This window comes from Azospirillum sp. UENF 112521, assembly GCF_058780665.1.
On the sequence record NZ_JBSNCI010000008.1, the window covers coordinates 21,960 to 44,331 of the forward strand.

The following is a 22,372-nucleotide window of genomic DNA, read 5'->3' on the forward strand; positions in this document are numbered from 1 at the left end:
TCAGCCGCTTCTATGGCATCGACCCGTTGCGCCTGCTGGCGCTGCCGGTGCGGATGTTCTGGACCCTGTTCAACGAGATCGACCGGCTGCGCGCGGAGGAGATGGCCGACTGGCTGCCGGTGCATCTGACGGCGGCCGGCATCGGCGCCCGCGAACTGCACGACCGGCTGCGCCAGCGGGTCGGCACGCCGCTCGCCTTCGCCGACCTGCCTGATGGCGGCCGGGCGGATGGGGAGCCGGGCCTGACCGAAAAGGCCAGAACCAGACTGCGTGCCCGCTTCGGCTAACAGAAAGGGAAAACCATGGCTGAAAACGCCGCCGGCCCGACTGTAAAACTGGTTATCGAAAACCAGGATTTCACCATTTCCATCAAACGCCTGGATGGTAGCATCACCAATCTTGCGGTGCAGACCAATTCCCAGCTGGATAGCTTGCATCAGCAAATCAGCGAGCTTCATAAGGCCGCTGAGGATCTGATCACACCGCATGAAATGGCCAGCCGCTTCGCGGCACCCTACAGTGCGGCGGGAATGCTTGCCCAGAATCAGACCGGCGGAAAGGCTGAAGCGGGCGCTCCGCCGGACGCAGCGGCGCAGAAGACCGACGAGGCCGCCAAGAAGTACAATCAGGTGATGGGCGCTGCCTTGCGTCCCCTTGGCGAACGTGTGCAGGCCAGCTTCGGCGACGGCTTGCAAACCTTGCTCAGCGGTTGGAGCGAAGGCGTGCTGAGCGTCGTGACCGGCAAGCAGCAAATCGGTCCCGCCTTTCAGAAGCTGTTCACCACCATGCGGAACAAGCTGCGGGATTTCCTCGTGAAGTCGGTTGCGGAGCAGACCGGCGCCGGGCTGCTCAACGTGCTGGGCTTCAAGACCAGCATCCCCGAAAACGGCAAATCCGCCGCGAAGGCCGGCGATCCGTCGGCATCCGCCCAAACGGACAAGAAGGACGAAGCCAAAGCATCCTCCGACACGTCCGCGAATGGAAATGGGGCAGCTGGTGGCGGATCGGCCGGCACCGGCAACGGACTTTTCAATTTCATCAACTCTCTCTTCACCTCAGACAGCCTGCTCGGCACCCTCTGGTCGAAGGTATCCTCCCTCTTCACGTCGGATGGGCTGCTCGGCGGCCTGATGTCCAGCATCTCCGGTCTCTTCTCCTCGCTGCTCAAACCCGAAGGGCCGCTGGGCGGCATCCTGTCGGGCATCGCCGGCTTCTTTTCGGCGCTCTTCCACACCGGCGGCATCGTCGGTGAAACCGGCCGGGCGGGGCGGATGGTGTCCCCCGGCCTGTTCGCCGACGCTCCCCGCTTCCACACCGGCGGTCTGGTGGCGGGCGAGGTTCCGATCATCGCCCGCAAGGGCGAGGCTGTCTTCACGCCGGAACAAATGACGAACGCAGACCGTCTGATCCAGGCGGCGCAGGATGGCGGTCCTGCGGTCACCCAGTCGGTGACGGTGAATGTCGCCGGCGGCTCCACCGGCGACCGTGAGCAGGACAAGGCGTTCGCCGAGCGGATCGGCGCGTCGGTCAAGGAGCAGCTGCGCGCGATGATGGGCAACGAGCTGCGCCAGCAGATGCGGCCCGGCGGCATGCTGAACAACATGAGCTACGGAGGCTGAGCGATGGCCGGCGAACCCACGAGCCAGACCGCCACGAGCCAGAACGGTGTCCCGGTCTTCCTGCCGCCCTGTCCGCCGGTGACGGGCAGCACCATCGAGCCGGAGGTGAAGGTGCTGACCGCCGGTTTCGGCGACGGCTACACCCAGCGGGCGCCTGACGGCATCCACAACATCCGCGACCAGTATTCGCTGGGCTGGGAGTATCTCGACACCGATCAGGCGCAGGCGATCGAGGAGTTCCTGCGGGCCCGGCGGGGTGCTGAAAGCTTCCTGTGGAAGCCGCCCGGCGAACCCGACCGCCGACGCTGGATCTGCAGCAAATGGAAGCGCACCCGCACCCATTACCTGTTCTCCAGCATCTCCGCGACCTTCGTCGAGGTCTTCGACCTCTGACCCCGCGCGGCCGCTTCGCTCCCTTCGACGGCGGGGGCGGCGCCCATCCAAGGAATCCCCATGAGCCAGACCAACATCCCCAAATGGGATGAACGGCCGGCGCTTGCCGCCGCCGTCCAGTCGCCCGATCCCGGTGCCTATGTGACGCTGTTCACGCTGGACCTGACCATGTATCCCGGCGGCACGATCCATCACTTCACCCCCTCGGGCAGTGGCGGCGAGCCGGTCCTGTTCGGCGGCATCGCCTATGTCCCGGTCGAGATGGAGACCGAAGGGTTCGAATGGACGGCGACCGGGGCGCTGCCGACGCCGCGCCTGCGCATCGCCAACATCAACCGCCAGAATCTCGGCGCTGATCTACCAGTTCTCCGACCTGCTCGGCGCCAAGGTCAGGCGGCTGCGCACCTTCGACCGCTATCTCGACGGCCGGGCGGAGGCCGACCCGCTCGCCTTCTTCCCGCCCGACCTCTACCGGGTCGAGCGCAAGAGCGCCCACACCGCCACCCATGTCGAGTTCGAGCTGTCGGCGGCCATCGACCAGGAGGGCGCCATGCTCCCTGGCCGGCAGGTGCTGCGCGACGGCTGCACCCGCCGCTACCGCCATTGGACCGGATCGGGATGGTCGGCCGAAGAGGTCGATTGCCCCTATTCCGGCAGCCTCTGCTTCACCGCGACCGGCGAGCGCACCGATCCCGCCAGGGATGCCTGTGGCAAGCGGCTGGCCGACTGCCGCCTGCGCTACCCCAACACGACCGATCTCCTGCCCTTCGGCGGCTTTCCCGGCGTCTCCCGGGTCCGGGTCTGATCCGGGTGCCGCTCCCCTCACAGCCAGAGGAGCAAGCAGCGCATGTTCACCGCTGACGCCATCCTCGCGATGAAGCGCCATGCCCTGGCCGACTATCCGCGCGAGAGCTGCGGTCTGGTGGTGGCCGGCACCTACCGGCCCCTGTCCAACTGCGCCGCCGACCCGGCGGCCCATTTCCGCATCGACGATGCCGACTACCTCGCCCATGCCGGCGCCATCGACGCCATCGTCCACAGCCATCCGGACGGGCCGCTCCACCCGTCGGCCGCCGACATGCGCGGCCAGATCGACAGCGCGGTCCCCTGGGCGATCCTGGCCACCGACGGGGAACGCTGCTCCGATCCGATCCTGTGGGGCGACGGCGTGCCGGTGCCCGATCTGCTCGGCCGCGAGTTCCGCCACGGCGTGACCGACTGCTACGCCCTGGTGCGCGACTGGTTCCAGCTGGAGCGGGGCATCCGGCTGCCGGATTTCCCGCGCGACGACGAATGGTGGCACGCCGGCAAGAACCTCTATCTCGACCATTTCGCCGATGCCGGCTTCTCGGTGGTCCGTTCCGGCGAGGCGGCGGCCGGCGACGTCGCGCTGATGACCGTCCTGTCGCCGGTGCCCAACCATGCCGGCGTCGTCCTCGACGGCGGCCTGCTGCTGCATCACCTGCCGCGCCGCCTGTCGCGCCGCGAACCCTTCGGTCCCTGGCACCGGCAGATCGTCCACATCCTGCGTCATAAGGATCTCGCTCATGGCTAGGATCCATCTGCACGGCGCGCTCGGCCGCCAATTCGGGCGCCTTGCCGACTATCAGGTCCGCGACGCCGCCGAGGCGATCCGGGCGCTCGCCGCCAACCATCCCGATTTCGAGAAGATCTTCCGCGAAGGCTCCTACCGGCTGGTCCGCGGCCCGCGCTCGCGCGGCGGCATCGACCTGACCCTCGACACCCTGACGCTCGGGCTGGGCAACGCCGACCTGCACATCATCCCGGTTCCGGCCGGCGCCAAGAACGGCGGCGCCGGCAAGGCGATCATGGGCGCGCTGGTGATGGTCGTGGCGGTGGCTGCGTCTATCCCCTCGGGTGGGACCTCTTTGGCGTTGGGCGCTGAGGTCACGATTGGAGGGGTCGGCCTCAGCGTTACCTATGGCTCAGTTGCACTGTTCGGCGCGTCGATGATGCTGTCCGGCATCAGCCAGATGCTGTCGCCGACCCCCAAGGCCAACCTGCCGGACAGCAAGCAGAGTTATTTGTTCTCCGGCCCGGTCAACGTGACCGAACAGGGCGGGTCGGTTCCCCTGGTCTATGGCCGCTGCTGGGTCGGTTCGACCGTCATCTCCTCCGGCATGGATACGGAGCAGGTCGGAACCGTCCAGCCCCAGCCGGCGGCATCCGCCGTCACCGCCGTTTCGGCTGGAGGTCCGGCAGGAGGCATCCAGGGGGCCAAGGGCGGCGGCAAGTCCGGCCGCGGCGGTTCCGGCGCCACCGAGGATCCCAACAGCCTGCAATCCGCCGCGACCGCCCGGGTGATCGATCTGCTGAGCGAAGGCGAGATCGCCGGGCTGGTCAATGAGGGGAGGAGCATCTACTTCGACGGCACGCCGCTGATCGCCTCCGACGGGACGGAGAATTTCAAAGGCGTGACCTGGAAAGAGCGCCGGGGCATTCCCTCGCAGGAGCCGATCAGCGGTTTCACCGCCAGCGAGACCACCGTCGCCGTCGGGAGCGAGGTGAAGAAGGCGGCCCCGGTCGTCCGCACCATCCATGGCGACGAGGTCGACGCCGCCCGCATCGTGCTGCGCTGGAATGCGCTGACCGAGCAGGACACCTCCAACGGCAACCTGCACGGATCGGCGGTGCAGTTGACCATCGAGGGGCGGGCGGCCGACGGCCGTTGGAAGGTTCTGGTCAACGATACGGTGACCGGCAAGACGACCAGCGCCTATGAGCGGTCCTACAAGGTCGGGCTGCGCGAGCTGGGCAGGAGCCCATATGACATCCGCGTCACCCGCGTTACCGACGATCCGCCCCGCACCGCGATCCAGAACAGCTTTTCCTGGTCGCACTATGCCGAGATCGTCGAGTCCAAGTTCGGCTACGACAATTCGGCGCTGGTCGCGCTGACGGTCAAGGCCGAGCAGTTCGGCAACTCGATCCCCGAGCGGGCCTATGACGTCAAGGGCCTGAAGATCCGGGTCCCCTCCAACTACGACCCGGAGACGCGGAGCTATACCGGCCAGTGGGACGGCAGCCTCAAGACCGCCTGGAGCGACAACCCGGCCTGGGTGCTCTACGACCTGCTGACCAACAGGCGCTACGGCCTGGGCCAGTCGATCTCCGCCGAGGCGGTCGACCGCTGGTCGCTCTACACCATCGGCGTCTATTGCGACCAGCCGGTCAAGTCGGGCCGGACCGACACCGGCGGCCGCGATATCATGGAGCCGCGCTTCACCTTCAACGGGGTGATCTCCGGCCGGACCGAGGCCTACCGCGTTCTCCAGTCCATCGCCTCGACCTTCCGCGGCCTGATCTTCTGGTCGGCCGGCGGCGTGCTGGCCCGCGCCGACATGCCGGCCGACCCGATCAAGCTGGTCACCCCTGCCAACGTCATCGGCGGCAGCTTCACCTATTCCGGCACGGCGCTGAAGGCCCGCCACACCGCGGCGCTGATCACCTTCAACGACCCCGACGACGGCTACCGCCCGACGGTCGAGGTCGTCGAGAATGCCGGGATGATCCAGCGCTACGGCTGGCGGCCGATCGAGGCGACGGCCTATGGCTGCACCCGGCGCAGCCAGGCCCGCCGCCTCGGCCTGTGGATGCTCGACAGCGAGCAGCACGAGACCGAGACCGTCACCTACCGCTGCTCCTTCGACCATCTCGACGTCATGCCGGGCGACGTGGTCAAGCTGGCCGACCCGAACTGGGCGCTGGTGCGCACCGGCGGGCGGCTGGTCGCCTACGATCCGGAGCGGCAGGTCGTCACCCTCGACGACACGGTGACGCTGGAAGCCAACCAAAGCCACGTGCTGGCACTCACCCTGCCGGACGGCCGGCTGGTCGACTGTCCGGTCCGCCGCCCGGTGCTTGAGGACCACACCACCGGCCAGCTCGTCATCGACGCGGCTCCGCTCGGCGGCGCGGTGCCGCAGCCGCATGCGGTGTGGATCCTGACCGCCACCAACCTCGCCCCGCGCCTGTTCCGGGTGCGCGCCGTCACCGAGAAATCGCCCGGCGTCTACGAGGTCACCGCCCTTCTGCACGAGCCCGGCAAATATGCCCGGGTCGAGGAGGGCGTGCAGATCGAGCCTGTGGCGACCCAGAGCGCCGCCAACGCCATCCCCTCCCCCGCCAACCTCGCGGCGGTGGAAAGCGCCTACTGGGTCAACGGCCTGCCGCAGGCCCGGCTGACCGTCAGCTGGACGCCCAGCGACGATGCCCGCATCGCCGGCTACCGCGCCGACGTGATGACGCCGGGCGGCCAGTGGCAGGAATGGAAGGTCACCCGCGCCGGCAGCTTCGACATCGAGCCGGCGGCGGAGGGCGTCTACACCCTCCGCATCACGGCATTGGCCTACGACAAGCGCCGTTCGGTGCCGGCGGAAATCCGGGCCACGGTGCACGGCAAGGGCACGCCGCCCGGCCAGCCCGCCGGGCTGGTCGCCAAAGGCGGGCTGCGCCAGATCGCCCTGTCCTGGGTCAATCCGCCCGACACCGACCTCTCCCACATCGAGGTGCTGGAGGGGGCGGCGAACGACCTGTCGGCCGCCGCCGTCATCGGCACGGTCAAGGGCAACGCCTTCGTGCGCGCCGGGTTGGGCGGGCTGGTCACGCGCTACTACTGGGTGCGCGCCGTCGATCTCGGCGGCAATGTCGGCGACGTCAATTCCAAAATCGGCACCGGCGCCACCACCGAGCAGATCTCCCACGACGACCTCGCCGACAAGCTGGTCTCGGAATCGAAGCTCGCTCCCTTCATGGCCGAGCGCATTGCCGGGATCGAGAAGATCGCCGAGACGGTCACGTCGGGTCTGGTGCGCGTCAACGACAGCTACGGCCGCATCCGCAGCGAGATCGGCAAGCGCGAGGCCGACGTCGCGGAGGTGAAGGCGGATGTCAGGCAGGTCCAGGACGACACGCAGTCACTGGCGAGCCGGGTCACCACCGTCGCCGCCCAGTTCGACGGGCAGATCGCCACCGTCAAGGAGGAGCTGACCGCCCTGGTGACGGCGGACGAGGCGACGGCGACGCGCATCGACACGGTGATCGCGGCCTGGGACGGCAATTTGGCCGGTGTGCAGGCGAAGCTGACTGCGACGGCGAACGACAGCCGGACCAATGCCGAGCGGATCGACAGCGTCGTCGCCGGCTATGACAAGAGCCTGGCCGGCTATGACAGCCGCATCACCGCCAACGCGACGGCGACCGACGCGTTGACCACGCGCCTCGATACGATCGGTGCATCGGTCGATGGCGTGAAGGCGGGGCTGACCAGCGAGCAGACCGCCCGTGCCGACGCCGTCGGTGCCCTTGCCAGCCGGATCGACAACGCGTTCGTGGCGATAAAAGATGCTTCAGGGTCTTTTCAGGAAAGCGTCAACCTGGCGGTTACGGAGGCTAAATCCGCTGTCAGCAAGGTAAACATTCTCAGCGGCACGGTCGGCAATCACACCTCGTCCATCGAGCAGGTCTCGAAAGTAACGAACGGCCTGTCGGGGCAGTGGACGGTCAAGATCGACAACAATGGCGCCATCAGCGGGTTCGGTCTTTCCTCGGACCCGGCCGATGAGAGCGGGGTGCGATCCGAGTTCTATGTGCGGGCCGACCGTTTCCTGATCGGCATTACCGGCCCCGGGGGCAGCATCGACCATCCCTTCGTCATCGGTCGGGTGGATGGGGTGCCCCGCATCTCCATGTCCGCCGCCTTCATCCAGGACGCCTCGATCGACAGCGCGAAGATCAGGGATGCAACGATCTCCAGTGCGCACATTCAGGATTCTGACAATCCGGGGCCAGAAGATCGAAGACTTCGCCACATCCAATATGAATGCGGCGCAGGGGGTGTGGGACGCGACCGTCGGTCTTCAGACAATCGGGAAACGTGTGCTGATCACCGCAGTGCGTGGTTGGCAGATCGACATCGTTACTGGCTACGGTGGCGGCGAGAGCAGTTCAGAGATTCTGGTCTCCATCTTGGGTTTCCGTTGCCTATGCGTGGATAGAGCATCCAGGACCAGGTTATTACACCTGGAAAACAGCAACATCTGACGCCTATGGGCGAAATCCACGCAATTTCTACTGCGCAATCTCAGCAGTGGAGTTGAGGAAATGACTGTATCATTTAAAAAGACCAAGAGAGAAGCTCCGCCGATCATCCAGAATGGTTCTGGCGCAGCTTCAGAGCAAAATGAAAACGTAAGCTCTTCCTACGTTTTCTATAAGCCGGAAACTGGTGAAATTCGGCAAACCGCCTGCATCGGGCCGCTGGAAGTGCCGCATATGCATCTTCCGGGCTGCGAGCGGTTGCAGGCGAAGGGTTCGGTCTTCGAAGACTACGTCGATCTTTCAGGCTCCGAACCCGCGGTACTCTCGCGTCCCGAAATCGAGAGTCTGGACGCTCTGCCCATTCCGGCGACCGTGACCGTCACCTGCCGCGCCTCCGGTGCGGTCGGCACCTACAGGGTCGAGGATGGCAGCTTCGATTACGACGATCTGCCCGGCACCTACGACGTACGCGTCAGCGCCTGGCCTCATCATGACGCCCATTTCGTTCTGGAGATCACGCCATGAAGGTGATCCCAGTCCGCACCCGCGACGAGATCGCGAAGCTGCGCCAGCAGGCCTACCTCGCCGCATGGCCGGCGGCCCGGCAGCTGGAAGCCCAGCAGGACATGCTGAACGGCGACCCCGCCAAATGGGAGCGCATGCGCGCCGACTTCTCGGCGATCCGCGCGCTCTACCCCTATTCCGACACGACCCCCAGCGAGGAGAACTGACATGGCCGGCTGGTATCGCCAAGGCACCGTCGCCCTGACCCCCGGATCGGCCGCCGTCGCCGGCGCCGGCACCATGTGGATGGGCGTCGTGCGTCCCGGCTCCGCCTTCACCACCGACGGCAGGACGCTCTACGAGATCCGTGAGGTTGCCAACGACCACACGCTGACCCTCGACCGCCCCTGGGAGGGCGAGACGGCGGCCTCCTCCCCCTATGCCGTCATCGCCGCGTCGGCGACCCTGTCCAATGCCGAACTGGCCGGCGAGATCGCGGCGATGGTCGCGAAATGGGCGGTGCGCGAGGACCAGTATGACGACTGGCTCGGCGGCTCCCCGAACGGCGGCCCGAATGCCGACGGCAAATATCCGCTGACCGACAGCAAGGGCATCACCCGTCTGGTCGAAAGCCCGGCCCGCCTGCTCCAGCTCCTCGACGACGGGGTGGTGGAGCATGCGGCACAGATCATCGCCGCCATCGAGGACGATGTGGCGACGGCGCGGCAGGCTGCCGCCGACGCCAAGGCGGCGATAACGGTCGTCGGTGCCGACCGGCAGGCCGTGGCGCAAGCCGCCGCGACCGTCGCCGCGCAGGCCGGCGAAAGCACCGCTGCCGCCGCGACCGCGACCGCCAAGGCGGCCATCGCCGTCCAGCGTGCCGATGAGGCCGCCGGCAGTGCCGCCGCCGCCGCCGGGCTGGAGGCATCCGCCACCGCGGCGCTTGCCGCCGTGGAGACGGCGCGCGACATCGTGCTGGAGGCGCGGGTCGAAGCCGGCACGGCGGCAACTGGCGCCCTGTCCGCCAGAACGGCGGCCGAGGCGGCCCGCGACACCGCGACCGCTGCGCGGGATGCCACCCAGCAGGCGCGTGACGCGGCGGTGGCGGCACGGACGCAGGCACAGGACTGGGCGGTGAAGACCGACGCCCCGGTCTCCGGCAGCCTGAAGTCGGCGCTGTCCTACGCCCTGGACGCGGCTTCCCAGGCAACCGTCGCCACCGGCAAGGCGACGGAGGCCGCCGGCAGCGCCGCCGCCGCCGCCGAGAGTGCCGCCGGTCTCGACAGTGCGGCAACCGCTGCGCAGGCCGCTGCCGCCGCTGCCGCGACCGGCGCCCAGACCGCGAGCGCCAAGGCCGCCGCCGCCGCCATCTCCGCCGACATCGCCCGTTCCGCCGCGCAGCAGGCGGAGGCCGCCGGGACCGCCAGCACCACGGCCAGGACCGCGGCGGAGGCGGCCCGCGACAGCGCAGTCTCCTCCATGACGGCGGCGCAGGTCGCGGCCTCCCAGGCCGGTCAGTCGCAGACCAACGCCGCCAACAGCGCGCAGACGTCGGCGACGGCGGCGGCGGACGCGATCTCGGCCAAGTCCGATGCCACCGCCGCCCGCGATCTGGCTGTCGCCGCCCGCACGGAGGCGCAGGGCGCCCGCGATCTGTCCCAGGCCTTCGCCCAGGGCGCCGTCGGCTATCAGCCCAGCCCGGGCGTTTATTCCGCCTTCCATTGGTCGGAGCAGGCCAAGGGCCATGCCCAGACCGCCGCGACCATCGTCGGCGGCTCCAACTTCGGCATCGTCGGCGACGGCGCCTCGCAGCGCTTCGCCGCCGACAACCCCGGCTCCCTGCTGAACCTCGTGCAGGCCCCGGGCGGCAAGCTCACCTTCAGCCCGGGCAACCACGCGGTCTCCTTCGGCTTCGATGCCGCGACCGCGCCGGTGGCGGCATCCGGCAACATCACCGCCGGCACCGTGCAGGGGGCACTGGAGGAGATCGACCACCGGCTGTCCACCCTGTCGCAGGACAGCATCGCCAACGGCGGCGGCTCGGTTCATGTGACGGAGGACGGAGCGGTCGAGATCGTCCCGGCCACCGGCCGGACGGCGAGCTACAAGGGCGGCGAGCTGCACAGCACCGCAACCGCTTACGGCAAGGCGCAGACGGATGCCGCCATCGCCGCCATGATCGCTGCCGGGCAGGCGGCCGGTGCTGCCAGGCTGACGACGCCCCGCACCATCGCCCTGTCGGGCGGGGCGACCGGCACGGCGACCTCGTTCGACGGCACCCAGAACATCGCCATCCCGGTGACGGCGGTGGCGGCGTCTGCGCTGACCGGCACCATCGACATCGCCCGTCTGCCGGCAGGCGCGCTGGAACGCCTCTATCCGGTCGCCAACGACACCGAGCGTTTCGCCTTGACCACCGCCCAGGTGCAGAAGGGTGACACGGTGCAGGTCGGCGGCACCGGCGGCCTGATGTATCTGGTCGTCGACGACAGCAATCTTGGCAACGCGGCGGGCTACCGGGCCTACACTGCGGCACGCGCTTCGGCGGTGGACTGGTCCGGGGTGGAGAGCAAGCCGGCTCTGCTGACCTCCCTCGCCTCGCTCGACAGCACCGCCGGCGTGCTGGTGCAGACCGGGGCGGGCACCGGCGCCAAGCGCACCATCGGCGTCGCCAACGGCACGGACATTCCGGATCGCGCCGCGGCGGATGGGCGCTATGCGCAGCTTGCCGCCAACAACGTTTTCAGTGGCACGCTTAACATTCAGAACTCGGGTTCGATGGAGGCGCTTCACATCGCCAACACGGCGGGGACGAAGTACACCTTTCTCGGCTGGAACGACACCGGGAGCTACGGTAGGCTCGGGGCTTACGGTTCAAGCGCTTGGCAGAACCTCGTCATTTCCGAAGGCGGCTCGTTGACCGCCATCGGCACGACCGCGCTACCGACCGGCGGGTCGAAGCTGAACGTGGCTGGCGGTATCCAGATCGACGGTATCCCGGTGTTCAAGGCGACGGATGCTTCCACCAACTCCACCGCTTACAGCCTTGTGCAGCGCGGCGCCAACGGGGAAACCTACAGCGGCAACGTCTATTCTAAAGCCGCCTATGAGTGGCCGCTGACCGGACAGTTCTCCGGTAACACTGCCGGATCGCGTGCCCATGTGCTGTCGGCCCGCTCTCGCGGCACGGTCGCTTCCCCGACCGCTGTACAGTCCGGCGACAGCCTGGGCGGCGTCGGCGTCGGCGGGTACGACGGCAGCGGTTGGACTTATGGGTGGAATGGCGGCGGTGAGTTTACCTTGGCCGCTGTCGAGAATTGGACGACCACCGCCAAGGGGGCGAAATGGGTGTTGTCGGCAACTCCGGCAGGGTCAGTCACTCCAACCACCATCGTGGAGATGTCGCCTAACGCCGCCGACTTCAAGGTTAACCCGACCGTCAACGGCACCGCACTGCTGAAATCGACCGATGCCGATGCCAATGCTACCGCCAGCAAGATCGCCATGCGCGATAGTGGGGGCGGTGTGGGTGCGTCTGTTTTCAACATGGTTGGCACGGCACCTGCGGTCAACGCCTACAACTCCGCCGCCGCCGTCGACAATCGTCTTTGGCAGACTGTCGTCAGCGGTAACACGCTCCATCAGCGGGTCAACTCCGATGATTGGTCCAGCTATGCGGACTACTTGACGGTAACACGCAGCGGCGTTTCGGTAACTTCCATCGACTTCAAGGCTCAGCCGACCGTCAACGGCGCTCCGCTCGTCACCAACAGCGCCACCAACACCGTTACCAAGTCGGCTGTCACGCTTCTTCCCGCCACCGGCACCCTCGACGTTCCCGCCAAGTCCATCCTGGGGGTGTACAGACAGTTCGTCGGCCAGACCTTCAACGTCGATTACAACACCGAGGCGCAATACACGCAGGAGAACGCCGCCACTGGCACCGATCAGGTCGGCGGCCAGTTCCAGCTTTACAACACAGCCGGCGCTCAGATCGATAGCGCCACCAAGCTGCTGATTCACGCCGATGGTGCCAACGGCTCGACCGAGATCATCGACGAGCGCGGCATCACGCCGTTCGGCACCCATTGCGGCTGGCTCGACGGGGTATCCTCGTGGAAGATTCCGCAAAGTCACAAGACAATTTTCGGCACTGGTGACTTTACCTACGAGTTTTGGTGGAGAACCTCTGTCGCGTCCTCGGGAATGCTGCTCGACACGCGAACCGCATCGGCGACGAGCAATCTATTTCTCTACTATGATGCTTCGTCGAGCAAGCTCCAGTTCAACTTTGGCACCAACGTCAACAGTGCCACCAGCATCGCGCTTGACACATGGTATCACATCGCCGCGGTTCGCCGCGGTGGCGTGTTGACTCTCTACATCAACGGTTTGGTGGACACCACGCGCCCGGACAGCACCTCTCAGGGCCTCGGTCCGATCCTGCTCGGAGCGCAATACCAGAACGGCCTTGCCAACCCCTATGGCTGGCTGGACCAAGTCCGCGTTTCCAAGATCGCCCGCTACACCGCCAACTTCACGCCCCCGGTCGCTGCCTTCACCACCGACGCCGACACCGTCCATCTGTTCAGCTTCGACGACGGTCATGGCGGGCAGGTGCTGAAGGACCGCGCCAACAGCGGACGCTCTGTCCTCTGCCGTTCGGGGCTCTCCACGGCGCAGGCCAGGTTCGGCACGTCGAGCGCCTACTGCAACCAGAGTGATGGTGGTGGCGGCGTCTTCGTCGGCGAGTACGACAACAAGTTTCATGCCGATCTCGCGTTCGGATCGGACGACTTCACCATAGATTTTCAGATCTACCCGATCAGTTGGACGAGCAACACCGGCAGTGTTTTCGGATATTCGGTGATGGGCACCGGGTTGTCGTCCTTCGGCATTCGGGCGACGACGACGACCGATCAATACAAGCTGGTCTACAGCACCAACGGCACCACTCAGATCGACAGCCCCGGTTTCACCATCGCCACCGGCGCATGGTCGCATGTCGCCGTTACCCGCAGCGGCCCCAATCTGTACATCTTCGTCAACGGTGTGCTCCAGGGCTCGGCGATCACTGTCGGCGCCGCCAGCCTGTTCCACGGCACCAACCCGTTCTGGCGCTTCGGCGAGTTCTACAATGCCGGTTATCTCAACGGCTATATGGACGAAATCCGTCTGAAGCGCGGTGAGGCGGTGTGGACATCCAACTTCACGCCGCCGACCGTTCCGCACGTTGCTGACGCCCGCACCGTCCTGCTGTTGCACTTCGACGGGGCCAATGGCGACAAGGTCACTTTGGACAGCAGCGGGTCCAGCTACGGCGCCAACGCCTTCGGCGACGCCATCACTCCCGCCCTGGCCTTTGCCAACGTCTCCCTCAGCGCCGCCCAGACCCGTGGCGGCCACAGCACCTCCCTGGCGATGGCGGGAGGATCGGGTAATGCCCTCTCGATTTCCTTTGCCGCCCCGAGCGCCGGCCATCCGCTGTATTTTGGCGCCAACACCAAGTTTTGCATCGAGACCTGGATGTATTTTGCCAGTTTCTCGACCTCGCCGCAAATTCTCAACATCTCGGACGCTGGCGGCACGGTGGGCAATTCCATGCAGCTATGGGCGGTCACGGACGGCACCCTGCGCTTCAACGGATGGGGCAGCGGCGCAATGGTGCTGTCCAACGCCGCGATGGCCACCGGCTGGCACCATATCGCCTTGGTTCGCGATGGTCTCGGCTGGTACGTCTACGTCGATGGAACCAGGTCCAACCTGCTGGCGGGACCGCAACTCAACCCAAGCTATCTGAACGCGGTCTATCGCCTCTGCATCGGCTCCTATTGGGACGGTGCGCAGGCCATCCTCAACGGCGCCATCGACGCCATCCGCGTCACCAACGGCCAGCCGCGCTATACCGCCAACTTCACCCCGGCAACGTTGGTCGCCGACGACATGACCACGCTGATGTGGGAGTTCAACGGCGCGGTCGGCCAGAAGTGGGTCAAGGAGCTGTCCGGCAACAGCGCGATGATCGCCGCAAACGGCAATGCCCGCACGGTGAAGGACGGCGTCTATCTGATGCCTGCCCTGAGTGCCAATGGCGGCCCGAAGAATGGCACTGCCCGCGCCAGGTTCGGCACCGGTGGCGTCGAGTTCGCCTACACCGGTGCTGGCGGGGCGCACCGCTATGACATGCGCGGCGCGCGATGGATGACCTGGATCGGCGGTGTCGACAGTACCTTCACCATCGACGCCTGGGTTTATGTCACCGCGTCTTCGACCAACGTCATCGCGCAGAAATACGACAGCGGCAACGGCAACGGCGTCGAAACGTGGCAGCTGTGGATCAACGCAGGCGGAAACCTTCCGCAGTTCCGTTGGCGCGATGCCGGCGGCAGCACCCGTACTTTGACGGCCAGCACCGCCATTCCGCTGAACACTTGGAAACATGTGGCGCTGACATACACCCTGCTGGCGAACGCTGGAGCCGCGACCGCAGTGTTCTACATCGACGGCGTCAGGGACGCCTCGCTGTCCGACACCATGTGCCGCAACGATGGCGATGGAGGTTTCCTGAGCCTGTTCAACGATTGCAACGGAACGGCCCCCTTCTGCGGCACGCTCGACGAGATCCGCATGAGCAACACCATGCGCTGGACTTCCAACTTCACTCCGCCAACCATCTCCTACGGCCAGCAGTACGTCACCGGCCCGTTCTATGTGGCGACGCTCGACAGCAGCCGCATCGACGTGTCGGACTGGAGCACGATCCATTCGGCGACGATCACGCAGACCACCCCGCCCGGCACCAGCATCAAGTGGTTGGTCAGCTTCGACGGCCGGGCGACGTGGCGGAAGTGGGACGGGGCGGCCTGGGTTGTCGTGCCCCTCAACAGCGGGGCCAGCATCGACACCAACGGCAACGATTATCTGACCCTGCAGAATGCCCTCAAAAACCTGAATGTGGAGAGCTACGGCACCATCGACTTCGCCTTCTCGCTGAAAACGGCCAACGCGAACGTCTCGCCCAGCGTCGATGCGGTGACGTTGGCCCGCGACGAGTACGAACTCGGGGCCGCCAAGATCGACTACACGATCAAGCGCAACGGTGCGGCCGGGGCCGAAATCCACCGGATCACCAACCTGAAGCCCTACCCGGTCAACGTCGTCTACGACTACGTCGCCTGACGCGGGGCCTGACGCGGGTGGTCCCGGGGCCATCCCCGGGACCCTGGCCCCGATCCGGTGAAGCGCTGTCGCCCTGACGGTCCCGGCAGCGCTCCGCCGGATCCGCTCCCACCCTGTCTCCTCACCTATCGCCCGGGAGTCCCGATCCATGCCCGATCCGATCTGCAAGGCCGCCATCGACCTTGTGAAGCATTTCGAAGGCCTGTCCCTCGATGCCTATCTCTGCCCGGCCGGCATTCCGACCATCGGTTACGGCCACACCGCCGGCGTGACGCTCGGGCAGAGCATCACCGCCGAAAGGGCCGAAACGCTGCTGTCCCGCGACCTCGCCGCCGCGGCGGCCGTGGTCGACGGGCTGGTGGCGGTGTTGTTGACCGGCGGGCAGCGCGGTGCGCTCGCCAGCTTCGTCTTCAATCTGGGACGGGGCAATTTCCAGTCCTCGACCCTGCTGAAGCGGCTCAACATGGGGGACCATGAGGGGGCTGCCGGCGAGTTCGGGCGCTGGGTCTACGCCACCGTCAATGGCAGGAAAACGCAGCTTCCAGGGCTGGTGAAGCGCCGGGAGGCCGAGGCCCTGCTGTTTCGTCACACTCTCTTCCTGACCAGGATCGCCGCGGCCGATCCGATGCCGCAGGCCCTCGACGATCCCGCATGATCCCGTGCTTTCCCCCTCGTCGCCGGTCCCGCCGCCAAGCCGGGGCGCAGAAGGCTTGCCGCCCGCTACGCCCCTTCCGATCCTCGCACCAACCCCTGATCCCTGGCGCGATCCAACAGGTGTTTCACCGACGACCGGCTCCAGCGCAGGCCGCCGCGCGGCGTGCGCTGTCCCATGCTTTGCAGCCGCCGCGCGATGCCATCGAGCGTGATGCCGGGCTCGGCCCGCGCCAGTCCCGCCACCATCAGCATTAGGTCGTTGCTGTCGACCCGCTTGGGTGCCGCATCGAGAAGGTTCTGACGAACCAGCCCCCCTGTGGCCAGCCGGCGGATGGCGCGGATCAGGCTGTTTGGTGTCCATGGCTTGCGGTCCCACGGCCGGGTCCGCCCCTGCGCCTTCAATGCCCGCACGACCTGATCCCATGGTGCCGCCGGGCGCAGAGCCTCGACGGTCGGCAGAAACTCCTGGGCGTGCGCGACGACCAGCTCGTCGCGAGCGGCCTCGCGGCCCTGCCGTGCCTTTTCCAGCGCCGCCGGGTCCCGTCGGCGCAGGCCGGGATTGCCGGGCTCCTTCCCCCTGGCCACCGCGGCCCTGAGCCCGGCGATCGAGCGCTCGCGGATCAATGCCCGTTCCAACTCGGCCGCAGCACCGAGAACCTGCAGGGCAAAGCGTCCCTGCGGGCTGGTGGTGTCGATCGGGTCGCCCAGCGATTTGAAGGCCACGCCGCGCTGCCCCAGCCCGTCGATCACCTCCAGCAGATGGAACAGCGACCGTGCCAGCCGGTCGATGCGCGCCACCACCAGCGTGTCGCCTTTCTTCAGGCTGGCGAGCGCCTTGGCCAGCACCGGCCGGTCACGGTCGCCACCCGAGGCATGCTCCTCGAAGATGTGCGTGCAGCCGGCCTGCTGCAGGGCGAGCAGTTGGGAGTCGGTGGACTGGTCTTCGGTGGAGACGCGGGCGTAGGCGACGAGGGCCATCGGGATGTCCTGGGCATTCTGGGCGGAAACGCGCCTCTCGGGCTCTTTGTACAGAATATCAGTCGATTTCATCCATCCGGATGAACATGGAGGCAGGATGCGAGGTGGGAACTGCCCCGGATTGCGGCGCCGGCTTTCCGGTCCCTGGTTCCGGCATCCGCTGCGCGACAAAAGGCCAGGATCACCGGCGGGGTGGGGGCAGTGTGATCGTGAGCACCAACACCCCGGACGTTGAGTGCGCCAAGCGGAAGCCTCTGAAATCGTTTTTTTCAGCATATTATGTATTGGACAGGTTCCAGATTTTTCAATGCCAAAAATTCATAACTGTCTGTTATATAAAGATATGCAGGATTTGCGTCTTTCCGATCCCCTCCTCCTTCTCGGTCCCTTGGAGCGAGCCGCCAAGGCTGTCGGGCGGCTGGCCCAGGCAACCACCGGCAGTCCGATCCTGGCGGCTTGGCTGCATCGGTCGCGGGTCGAGGCCGTTGCCGACATCGCCGACTGTCAGGGCCGCCGCGTCGATCCCAACCGACTGCGCACTCTGCTGGCTCAGGTGCCGACGCGTGCTCTACGCGACTGGGGGGCCACCATGCTGGCCCTGGACCTGATGCGGCAGATGCTCTCCGACCACAGCCCGCTGGCGTTCGTTCCGACCGGCATGGACGGGGCGCTCGCCCGGATGGAGGAGGCCCATGCCAGGGCTGGAGCAGCGGTGCTGGTCGCGTGCGGAATTGGCTTCTTCGCCCATCTGGAAGCCGGCGGCGACCGCAGCGGAGCCTGTCTGGCTGTTTCCCGTTATCTCACCGCCCAAGGGATGACGCCGCTGCCGCTGCCCTGCCTGAACGGGGTCGAGGCGATCCGCCGCGCTGAACCGGACGGGATGTGGCTGGTCGCTTTCCTCGACGGCATCGCCCGGCAAGCGGAACAGGGGGAGGATGGCCTCACCGCTTTGCTGCATCGCTGGCGCGGTTGGCGCCGGCGCGTTGGCGACCGGCGCAGCGACGCTCGTATCCGCCGGGCCGTCGATGCGGTGGCGGCGGAAGGGGTGATAGGCCCGGCCCGGCTGGCTGCCCGGCTGCGTTGCGCCACCAGTGCCGCCACCGACCTGCTGGAGGAATTGCAGCGGCTGGAAATCGCCGTGGAGATCACACGCCGGCGCACCCACCGCGTCTTCGTGGCGGAGGATCTGGCGGCGATGCTGGGGGAGGTGGCGCCGCGGGCCGCGGCCGTCGCCGCCGGGCCCGTTCCTGGGCTCGCACCTATGGTTTCCGCCGAACTGGACCGGTGGGTGGAACCGGCCGAAGGCGTCGACGATGCGCTTGCGAACCTGGAGCGCATTCTGAAGCGGCAGGACCCATTGCTGGCGCATTATGGCCGGATCGCGGGGGTGTAGGCGAGGAGTAGGGGGGACGGCACGGTATTCAAACCGGCAAAATTCTCACCTCCCCTCTCCCGTTCCCTGTTGCGGGGGAGCCAGATTGCGCCTGACGGCTTGCATGAACCGTTGGCAATCGACCGATGCAGTCAACAGCTGTGGTTAAGGGAGATGGCTGTGTGGATGGTGAATTGTTCTGGTCAGCCTCTCTCCAGCGCATTAAGGAACGCAAAGAGCTGTGCAGCGGCATTGAAGCAGGAACACCGAAGTCATGGCGACGACTGGCGACGTTCTGCGTCTGGCGGCGGATCACCACACCGCCGGGCGTCTGGAAGAGGCGATGGCTCTGTATCGCCTTGTCCTGCGCGCCGATCCTGTGAATGCCGATGGCTGGCGCCTGCTGGGCAAGGCCGCCAGGGCGACCGGCGATTATGGAGCAGGGCTGGGCTGCCTGCAGCGCCTTATCGCCCTATCCCCTGCCGACGCCACGATGTTTGCCGAACTTGCGACTCTGCTGGCGGAGCAGGGTGACGAGGCTGGCGCACTTGCTGCCTATGGGGTTGCTCTGCGCTGCGATCCGCTGATGGAGCAAGCGGCATTCCAGCGCGGGATACTCCTGTTCCGGCGTGGTGCTTTGAAGCAAGCAGAGGCCGCGTTCCGGGGAGTGGGCCTGCTTGTGCCTGCTCTGGCGATGGCGCACGTCAATCGCGGCGCTGTCTTGCATGCCCTGGGATGTCAGGAAATGGCCGAGTTGGCTTTGGCGCGGGGGCGCCGCCTGGCTCCGGAGGCAGTGGAGGCCGTGCTTAACAGTGCTCTGGTGGCGATAGCCCAAGGACGGTTGCCTGATGTGGAACGATACGGCAGGCGGGTTATCGTCCTGGCACCCAACTCTGTGCAGGGCTATGCCCTTCTTGCCAATGCGCGGGTGCATCTGGGCAGGCCACAGGATGGGATTGCCGCCTATAATCGGGCCCTGGATATTGAATCAGACAACTCGGAGCTGAAAGTAAACCGCGGTATCGCCCGGCTTCTGCTGGGAGAGATGGCCGGCGGATGGGATGATCTGGCTGCTCGCTGGGAGACCACGGCGTTGCCAGGAATGGGCGATGATCTGCCACGCTGGTCGGGTTCCGCCATACCGGCTGGACGGTTGCTGGTGGTGGGGCAACCCGGGGTGGGAGATGAGATCCTGTTTGCCAGTCTGATCCCGGACTTGGTCGAAAGCGGCATTGCTTGCCGTTTCGTATGCGATACCCGCCTCGTTTCCTTGCTGCAGCGCTCTCTGAAGGGAACGGAGGTCGTGGGGCGAACTGCCGATCCCTCTGTCGTGACGACATCCGCTCTGGTGGATGACAGTGTGGCACGGGTTCCAGCCAGCGACCTGCCGCGGTATCTGCGGCGCCGACCGGAGGATTTTGCCGGCCAACGCCCCTATCTGGTCGCTGATCCACAGCGGATTGCCGCCTTGCGGGCCCGTCACTGCGATGTCCGGCTGTGTATCGGCCTCTCCTGGCGCTCGGTTGCCAGTGCGGAACGTTCACTCGGTCTGGAGCAACTCGTGGCGGCCCTCGCTCCAGGGGTGGCGGCAGCCGGAGGGCGGCTCATCAGCTTGCAATACGGTGTCGACGACCAGGAGCGGCGCATCGCCGGCCTTTTTCATGAAACAAGCGTTGACCCATCGGGCGATCTCGATGGCTTCGCCTCCCTGGTGGCGGCAATGAATTTGGTCATCACCATCGACAACACCACGGCGCACATGGCCGGTGGGCTTGGTATTCCAGGATGGGTGCTGCTGCCGTTCATGCCGGCGTGGTTCTGGGGGGTGTCTGCGGCCACATCCCCCTGGTACCCGAGTTTGCGGCTCTTCCGCCAGACGACGCCCGGGGATTGGAGGGGCGTGCTGGGCGAGGTGGGCCAGGCGTTACGGTCCGTGGGAGGAGCGCAATGAGGACGGGGCGTCAGGCATGAGCGGGAAATTGCCTGACGCCGTGAGCACAGGGGAACCACCCCGCTCCGTCCCGACGCCCGATGGCCGCGTCCGACCCCTCAGGTCCTGAGCGCCGCCAGTTGACGCAGGGCCTGTTCGGCAGCGGCGAACACGCTGTCCCAGTCGCCCGGGGTGGTCTGGCGGAACAGGCGCATCGACGGGTACCAGGGGGTGGTGTCGGCCCACTCGCCCTTGCCGTCGCCATAGACCCAGTAGGGCATGAACTGCAGCAGGTTCCACACCGGGCGGCCCAGCGAGCCGGCCAGATGCGCCACCGAACTGTCGGTCATGATCACCAGATCGAGCCGTTCCAGCACCGCCGCGGTATCGGCGAAATCGTTGAAATGCTGCCCCAGCGGCGTGATCAGGGTAGAGGTGCCGAGCGTCTCCAGCTCCGCCTCCGGCGGGCCCTTCTGGATGCTGTAGAGCCGCACATTCGGCACGTTGAGGAAGCGCAGGAAACGGCTGAGCGTGGTGGCGCGGCGCGCGTTGTCCTTGAAGGTGACGCGGCCGGACCAGATGATGCCGACCTTGATCGTGCCGTCCGGGCCGGGAACCAGCCGGGCGGCCTTCTCTCGCGCTTCGGCCGGAACGGTCAGGCGGGTGGGCGGCGGCACCGTGTCGATGGTCGTGCCCAGCCGGTGCGGCAGGCTCATCAGCGGGCAATGGACGTCATAGGGCGGATAGGGAGTGCCGGCGCGCACGAAGCCGTCGATGCCCTCCAGCCCGGACAGCAGGCGGTGCAGCTCCGGATGGCATTCCAGCAGGACCCGGCCGCCGCGCGCCTTGACCATCGGCGCATAGCGCGCGGTCAGCAGCACGTCGCCGAACCCCTGTTCGGTGGTCAGCAGGATGGTCTTGCCGTCGAGCGGCCCGCCGTCCCACATCGTGCCGTCGGCGATGCGGTTCTGGTAGCTGGGCAGCGACAGGCGGGAATCGTAATCGCGGAAGCCTTCGGCATAGCGGCCGACCTGCAGCAGCGTCAGGGCGCGGTCCCACAGCAGCCCCGGGTCGTTGGGCCGGGCGCGCAGGGCGACGTCCAGGATCTCCAGCGCGCGGTTGAACCGGCAGCCGTGCCGCAGCGCCACCACCAAGTTGGACAGCAGGTTGGCGTTGCCGCCAGACAGCACCACCGCATGCTCCTGCGCGGCGATGGCATCGGCATATTGCTCCACGTCGCCCAGCACGTTGCCGAGATTGGTCCAGGCGCCGATATGGCGCTGGTCGATCTCCAGCGCGCGCCGCTGGCAGGCGATCGCCGCCTCCGGCTTGCCGGCCTGCCGCAGCAGGGCGCCCAGCGCGCTCCATACGTTGGGATCACGCGGCTTCTGCTCCAGCATCCCTTCCAGCATCTCGATGCTGAGCCCGTGGGAGCCCTGGCCGGCTGCCGGAGTTGGGGCCGGAGCCGGTGCCGGTGCCGGTGCGGGAGCCGATGATACCGGAACCGAGGATATCGGATGCGGCGAGGCCTGAAGGGGCAAGGCTGCCTGGGGGGACGGCGCCGGGGCGGCCTGGGTGATGTTTGCCTTCATCTCTCGTCGTCGCTGGTGGTCTGCAGTCGGTTTGGAGCAGGAGCAGAGCGCGGGTAGGGCATAGACGGCTAGTCATGGAGAGTCAAACCGT

At 66.7% G+C, this 22,372-nt stretch carries 14 protein-coding genes; 12 read left to right on the forward strand and 2 right to left on the reverse strand.

The genetic code is table 11. The features are described 5' to 3' along the window. Window positions 1-26: 26 nt before the first annotated feature. From ACWPN8_RS30620 to ACWPN8_RS30665, 10 genes are all read left to right on the forward strand, one after another. Window positions 27-287, forward strand: coding sequence for a hypothetical protein (locus ACWPN8_RS30620; protein ID WP_492243514.1), 261 nt, complete (start codon window positions 27-29; stop codon window positions 285-287). 15 nt (window positions 288-302) lie between these two features. After that, entirely contained in the window at window positions 303-1,619 is a 1,317-nt protein-coding gene (locus ACWPN8_RS30625) for a hypothetical protein (protein ID WP_492243515.1), read from the forward strand. Between the two features lie 3 nt (window positions 1,620-1,622). After that, window positions 1,623-2,012 carry a phage tail protein gene (locus ACWPN8_RS30630; protein WP_492243516.1) on the forward strand — a complete coding sequence of 130 codons (390 nt, stop codon included), beginning with the start codon at window positions 1,623-1,625 and terminating at the stop codon, window positions 2,010-2,012. Window positions 2,013-2,259: 247 nt separating this feature from the next. Further along, on the forward strand, window positions 2,260-2,817 hold the full coding sequence (locus ACWPN8_RS30635) for a phage minor tail protein L (protein WP_492243517.1): 558 nt from the start codon (window positions 2,260-2,262) through the stop codon (window positions 2,815-2,817). A 42-nt stretch (window positions 2,818-2,859) separates the two neighbouring features. Then, window positions 2,860-3,567, forward strand: coding sequence for a C40 family peptidase (locus tag ACWPN8_RS30640; RefSeq protein ID WP_492243518.1), 708 nt, complete (start codon window positions 2,860-2,862; stop codon window positions 3,565-3,567). Next, window positions 3,560-8,029 carry a TipJ family phage tail tip protein gene (gene gpJ / locus ACWPN8_RS30645; protein ID WP_492243519.1) on the forward strand — a complete coding sequence of 1,490 codons (4,470 nt, stop codon included), beginning with the start codon at window positions 3,560-3,562 and terminating at the stop codon, window positions 8,027-8,029. Before ACWPN8_RS30640 ends, gpJ begins: the two co-directional genes overlap by 8 nt. Window positions 8,030-8,135: 106 nt before the next feature. Beyond that, a complete protein-coding gene (locus ACWPN8_RS30650) occupies window positions 8,136-8,597 on the forward strand; it encodes a carboxypeptidase-like regulatory domain-containing protein (protein ID WP_146207964.1) in 462 nt (153 codons plus the stop codon). Beyond that, entirely contained in the window at window positions 8,594-8,803 is a 210-nt protein-coding gene (locus tag ACWPN8_RS30655) for a hypothetical protein (protein ID WP_109095265.1), read from the forward strand. Before ACWPN8_RS30650 ends, ACWPN8_RS30655 begins: the two co-directional genes overlap by 4 nt. A gap of 1 nt (window position 8,804) precedes the next feature. Beyond that, window positions 8,805-15,755 carry a LamG-like jellyroll fold domain-containing protein gene (locus ACWPN8_RS30660; protein ID WP_492243520.1) on the forward strand — a complete coding sequence of 2,317 codons (6,951 nt, stop codon included), beginning with the start codon at window positions 8,805-8,807 and terminating at the stop codon, window positions 15,753-15,755. Window positions 15,756-15,903: 148 nt separating this feature from the next. Further along, the gene (locus ACWPN8_RS30665; protein WP_492243521.1) at window positions 15,904-16,410 is read left to right on the forward strand and encodes a lysozyme; all 507 of its coding nucleotides are present in this window, start codon (window positions 15,904-15,906) and stop codon (window positions 16,408-16,410) included. Window positions 16,411-16,475: 65 nt separating this feature from the next. Here the strand turns inward: ACWPN8_RS30665 and ACWPN8_RS30670 are convergent, their stop codons facing one another. After that, window positions 16,476-17,387 carry a recombinase family protein gene (locus ACWPN8_RS30670; protein WP_492243522.1) on the reverse strand — a complete coding sequence of 304 codons (912 nt, stop codon included), beginning with the start codon at window positions 17,385-17,387 and terminating at the stop codon, window positions 16,476-16,478. A 235-nt stretch (window positions 17,388-17,622) separates the two neighbouring features. Between ACWPN8_RS30670 and ACWPN8_RS30675 the strand changes: the two genes are divergently transcribed. Both ACWPN8_RS30675 and ACWPN8_RS30680 read left to right on the forward strand, forming a co-directional pair. Further along, window positions 17,623-18,780: a hypothetical protein gene (locus tag ACWPN8_RS30675; protein ID WP_492243523.1), complete on the forward strand. Its 1,158-nt coding sequence runs from the start codon at window positions 17,623-17,625 to the stop codon at window positions 18,778-18,780. 253 nt (window positions 18,781-19,033) lie between these two features. After that, on the forward strand, window positions 19,034-20,710 hold the full coding sequence (locus ACWPN8_RS30680; RefSeq protein ID WP_492243524.1) for a tetratricopeptide repeat protein: 1,677 nt from the start codon (window positions 19,034-19,036) through the stop codon (window positions 20,708-20,710). Window positions 20,711-20,808: 98 nt separating this feature from the next. On the opposite strand, the gene ACWPN8_RS30685 is transcribed toward ACWPN8_RS30680, so the two are convergent. Next, window positions 20,809-22,281, reverse strand: coding sequence for a tetratricopeptide repeat protein (locus tag ACWPN8_RS30685; protein ID WP_492243525.1), 1,473 nt, complete (start codon window positions 22,279-22,281; stop codon window positions 20,809-20,811). Window positions 22,282-22,372 lie beyond the last annotated feature (91 nt).

What these genes read in the sequence shown, in the direction of transcription:
- ACWPN8_RS30670 (WP_492243522.1), bottom strand. Translation starts at nt 17,387, where the DNA reads ATGGCCCTCGTCGCCTACGCCCGCGTCTCCACCGAAGACCAGTCCACC.
- ACWPN8_RS30625 (WP_492243515.1), top strand. Translation starts at nt 303, where the DNA reads ATGGCTGAAAACGCCGCCGGCCCGACTGTAAAACTGGTTATCGAAAAC.
- gpJ (WP_492243519.1), top strand. Translation starts at nt 3,560, where the DNA reads ATGGCTAGGATCCATCTGCACGGCGCGCTCGGCCGCCAATTCGGGCGC.
- ACWPN8_RS30685 (WP_492243525.1), bottom strand. Translation starts at nt 22,281, where the DNA reads ATGAAGGCAAACATCACCCAGGCCGCCCCGGCGCCGTCCCCCCAGGCA.
- ACWPN8_RS30665 (WP_492243521.1), top strand. Translation starts at nt 15,904, where the DNA reads ATGCCCGATCCGATCTGCAAGGCCGCCATCGACCTTGTGAAGCATTTC.
- ACWPN8_RS30655 (WP_109095265.1), top strand. Translation starts at nt 8,594, where the DNA reads ATGAAGGTGATCCCAGTCCGCACCCGCGACGAGATCGCGAAGCTGCGC.
- ACWPN8_RS30630 (WP_492243516.1), top strand. Translation starts at nt 1,623, where the DNA reads ATGGCCGGCGAACCCACGAGCCAGACCGCCACGAGCCAGAACGGTGTC.
- ACWPN8_RS30635 (WP_492243517.1), top strand. Translation starts at nt 2,260, where the DNA reads ATGTCCCGGTCGAGATGGAGACCGAAGGGTTCGAATGGACGGCGACCG.
- ACWPN8_RS30660 (WP_492243520.1), top strand. Translation starts at nt 8,805, where the DNA reads ATGGCCGGCTGGTATCGCCAAGGCACCGTCGCCCTGACCCCCGGATCG.
- ACWPN8_RS30640 (WP_492243518.1), top strand. Translation starts at nt 2,860, where the DNA reads ATGTTCACCGCTGACGCCATCCTCGCGATGAAGCGCCATGCCCTGGCC.
- ACWPN8_RS30650 (WP_146207964.1), top strand. Translation starts at nt 8,136, where the DNA reads ATGACTGTATCATTTAAAAAGACCAAGAGAGAAGCTCCGCCGATCATC.
- ACWPN8_RS30680 (WP_492243524.1), top strand. Translation starts at nt 19,034, where the DNA reads ATGGCGACGACTGGCGACGTTCTGCGTCTGGCGGCGGATCACCACACC.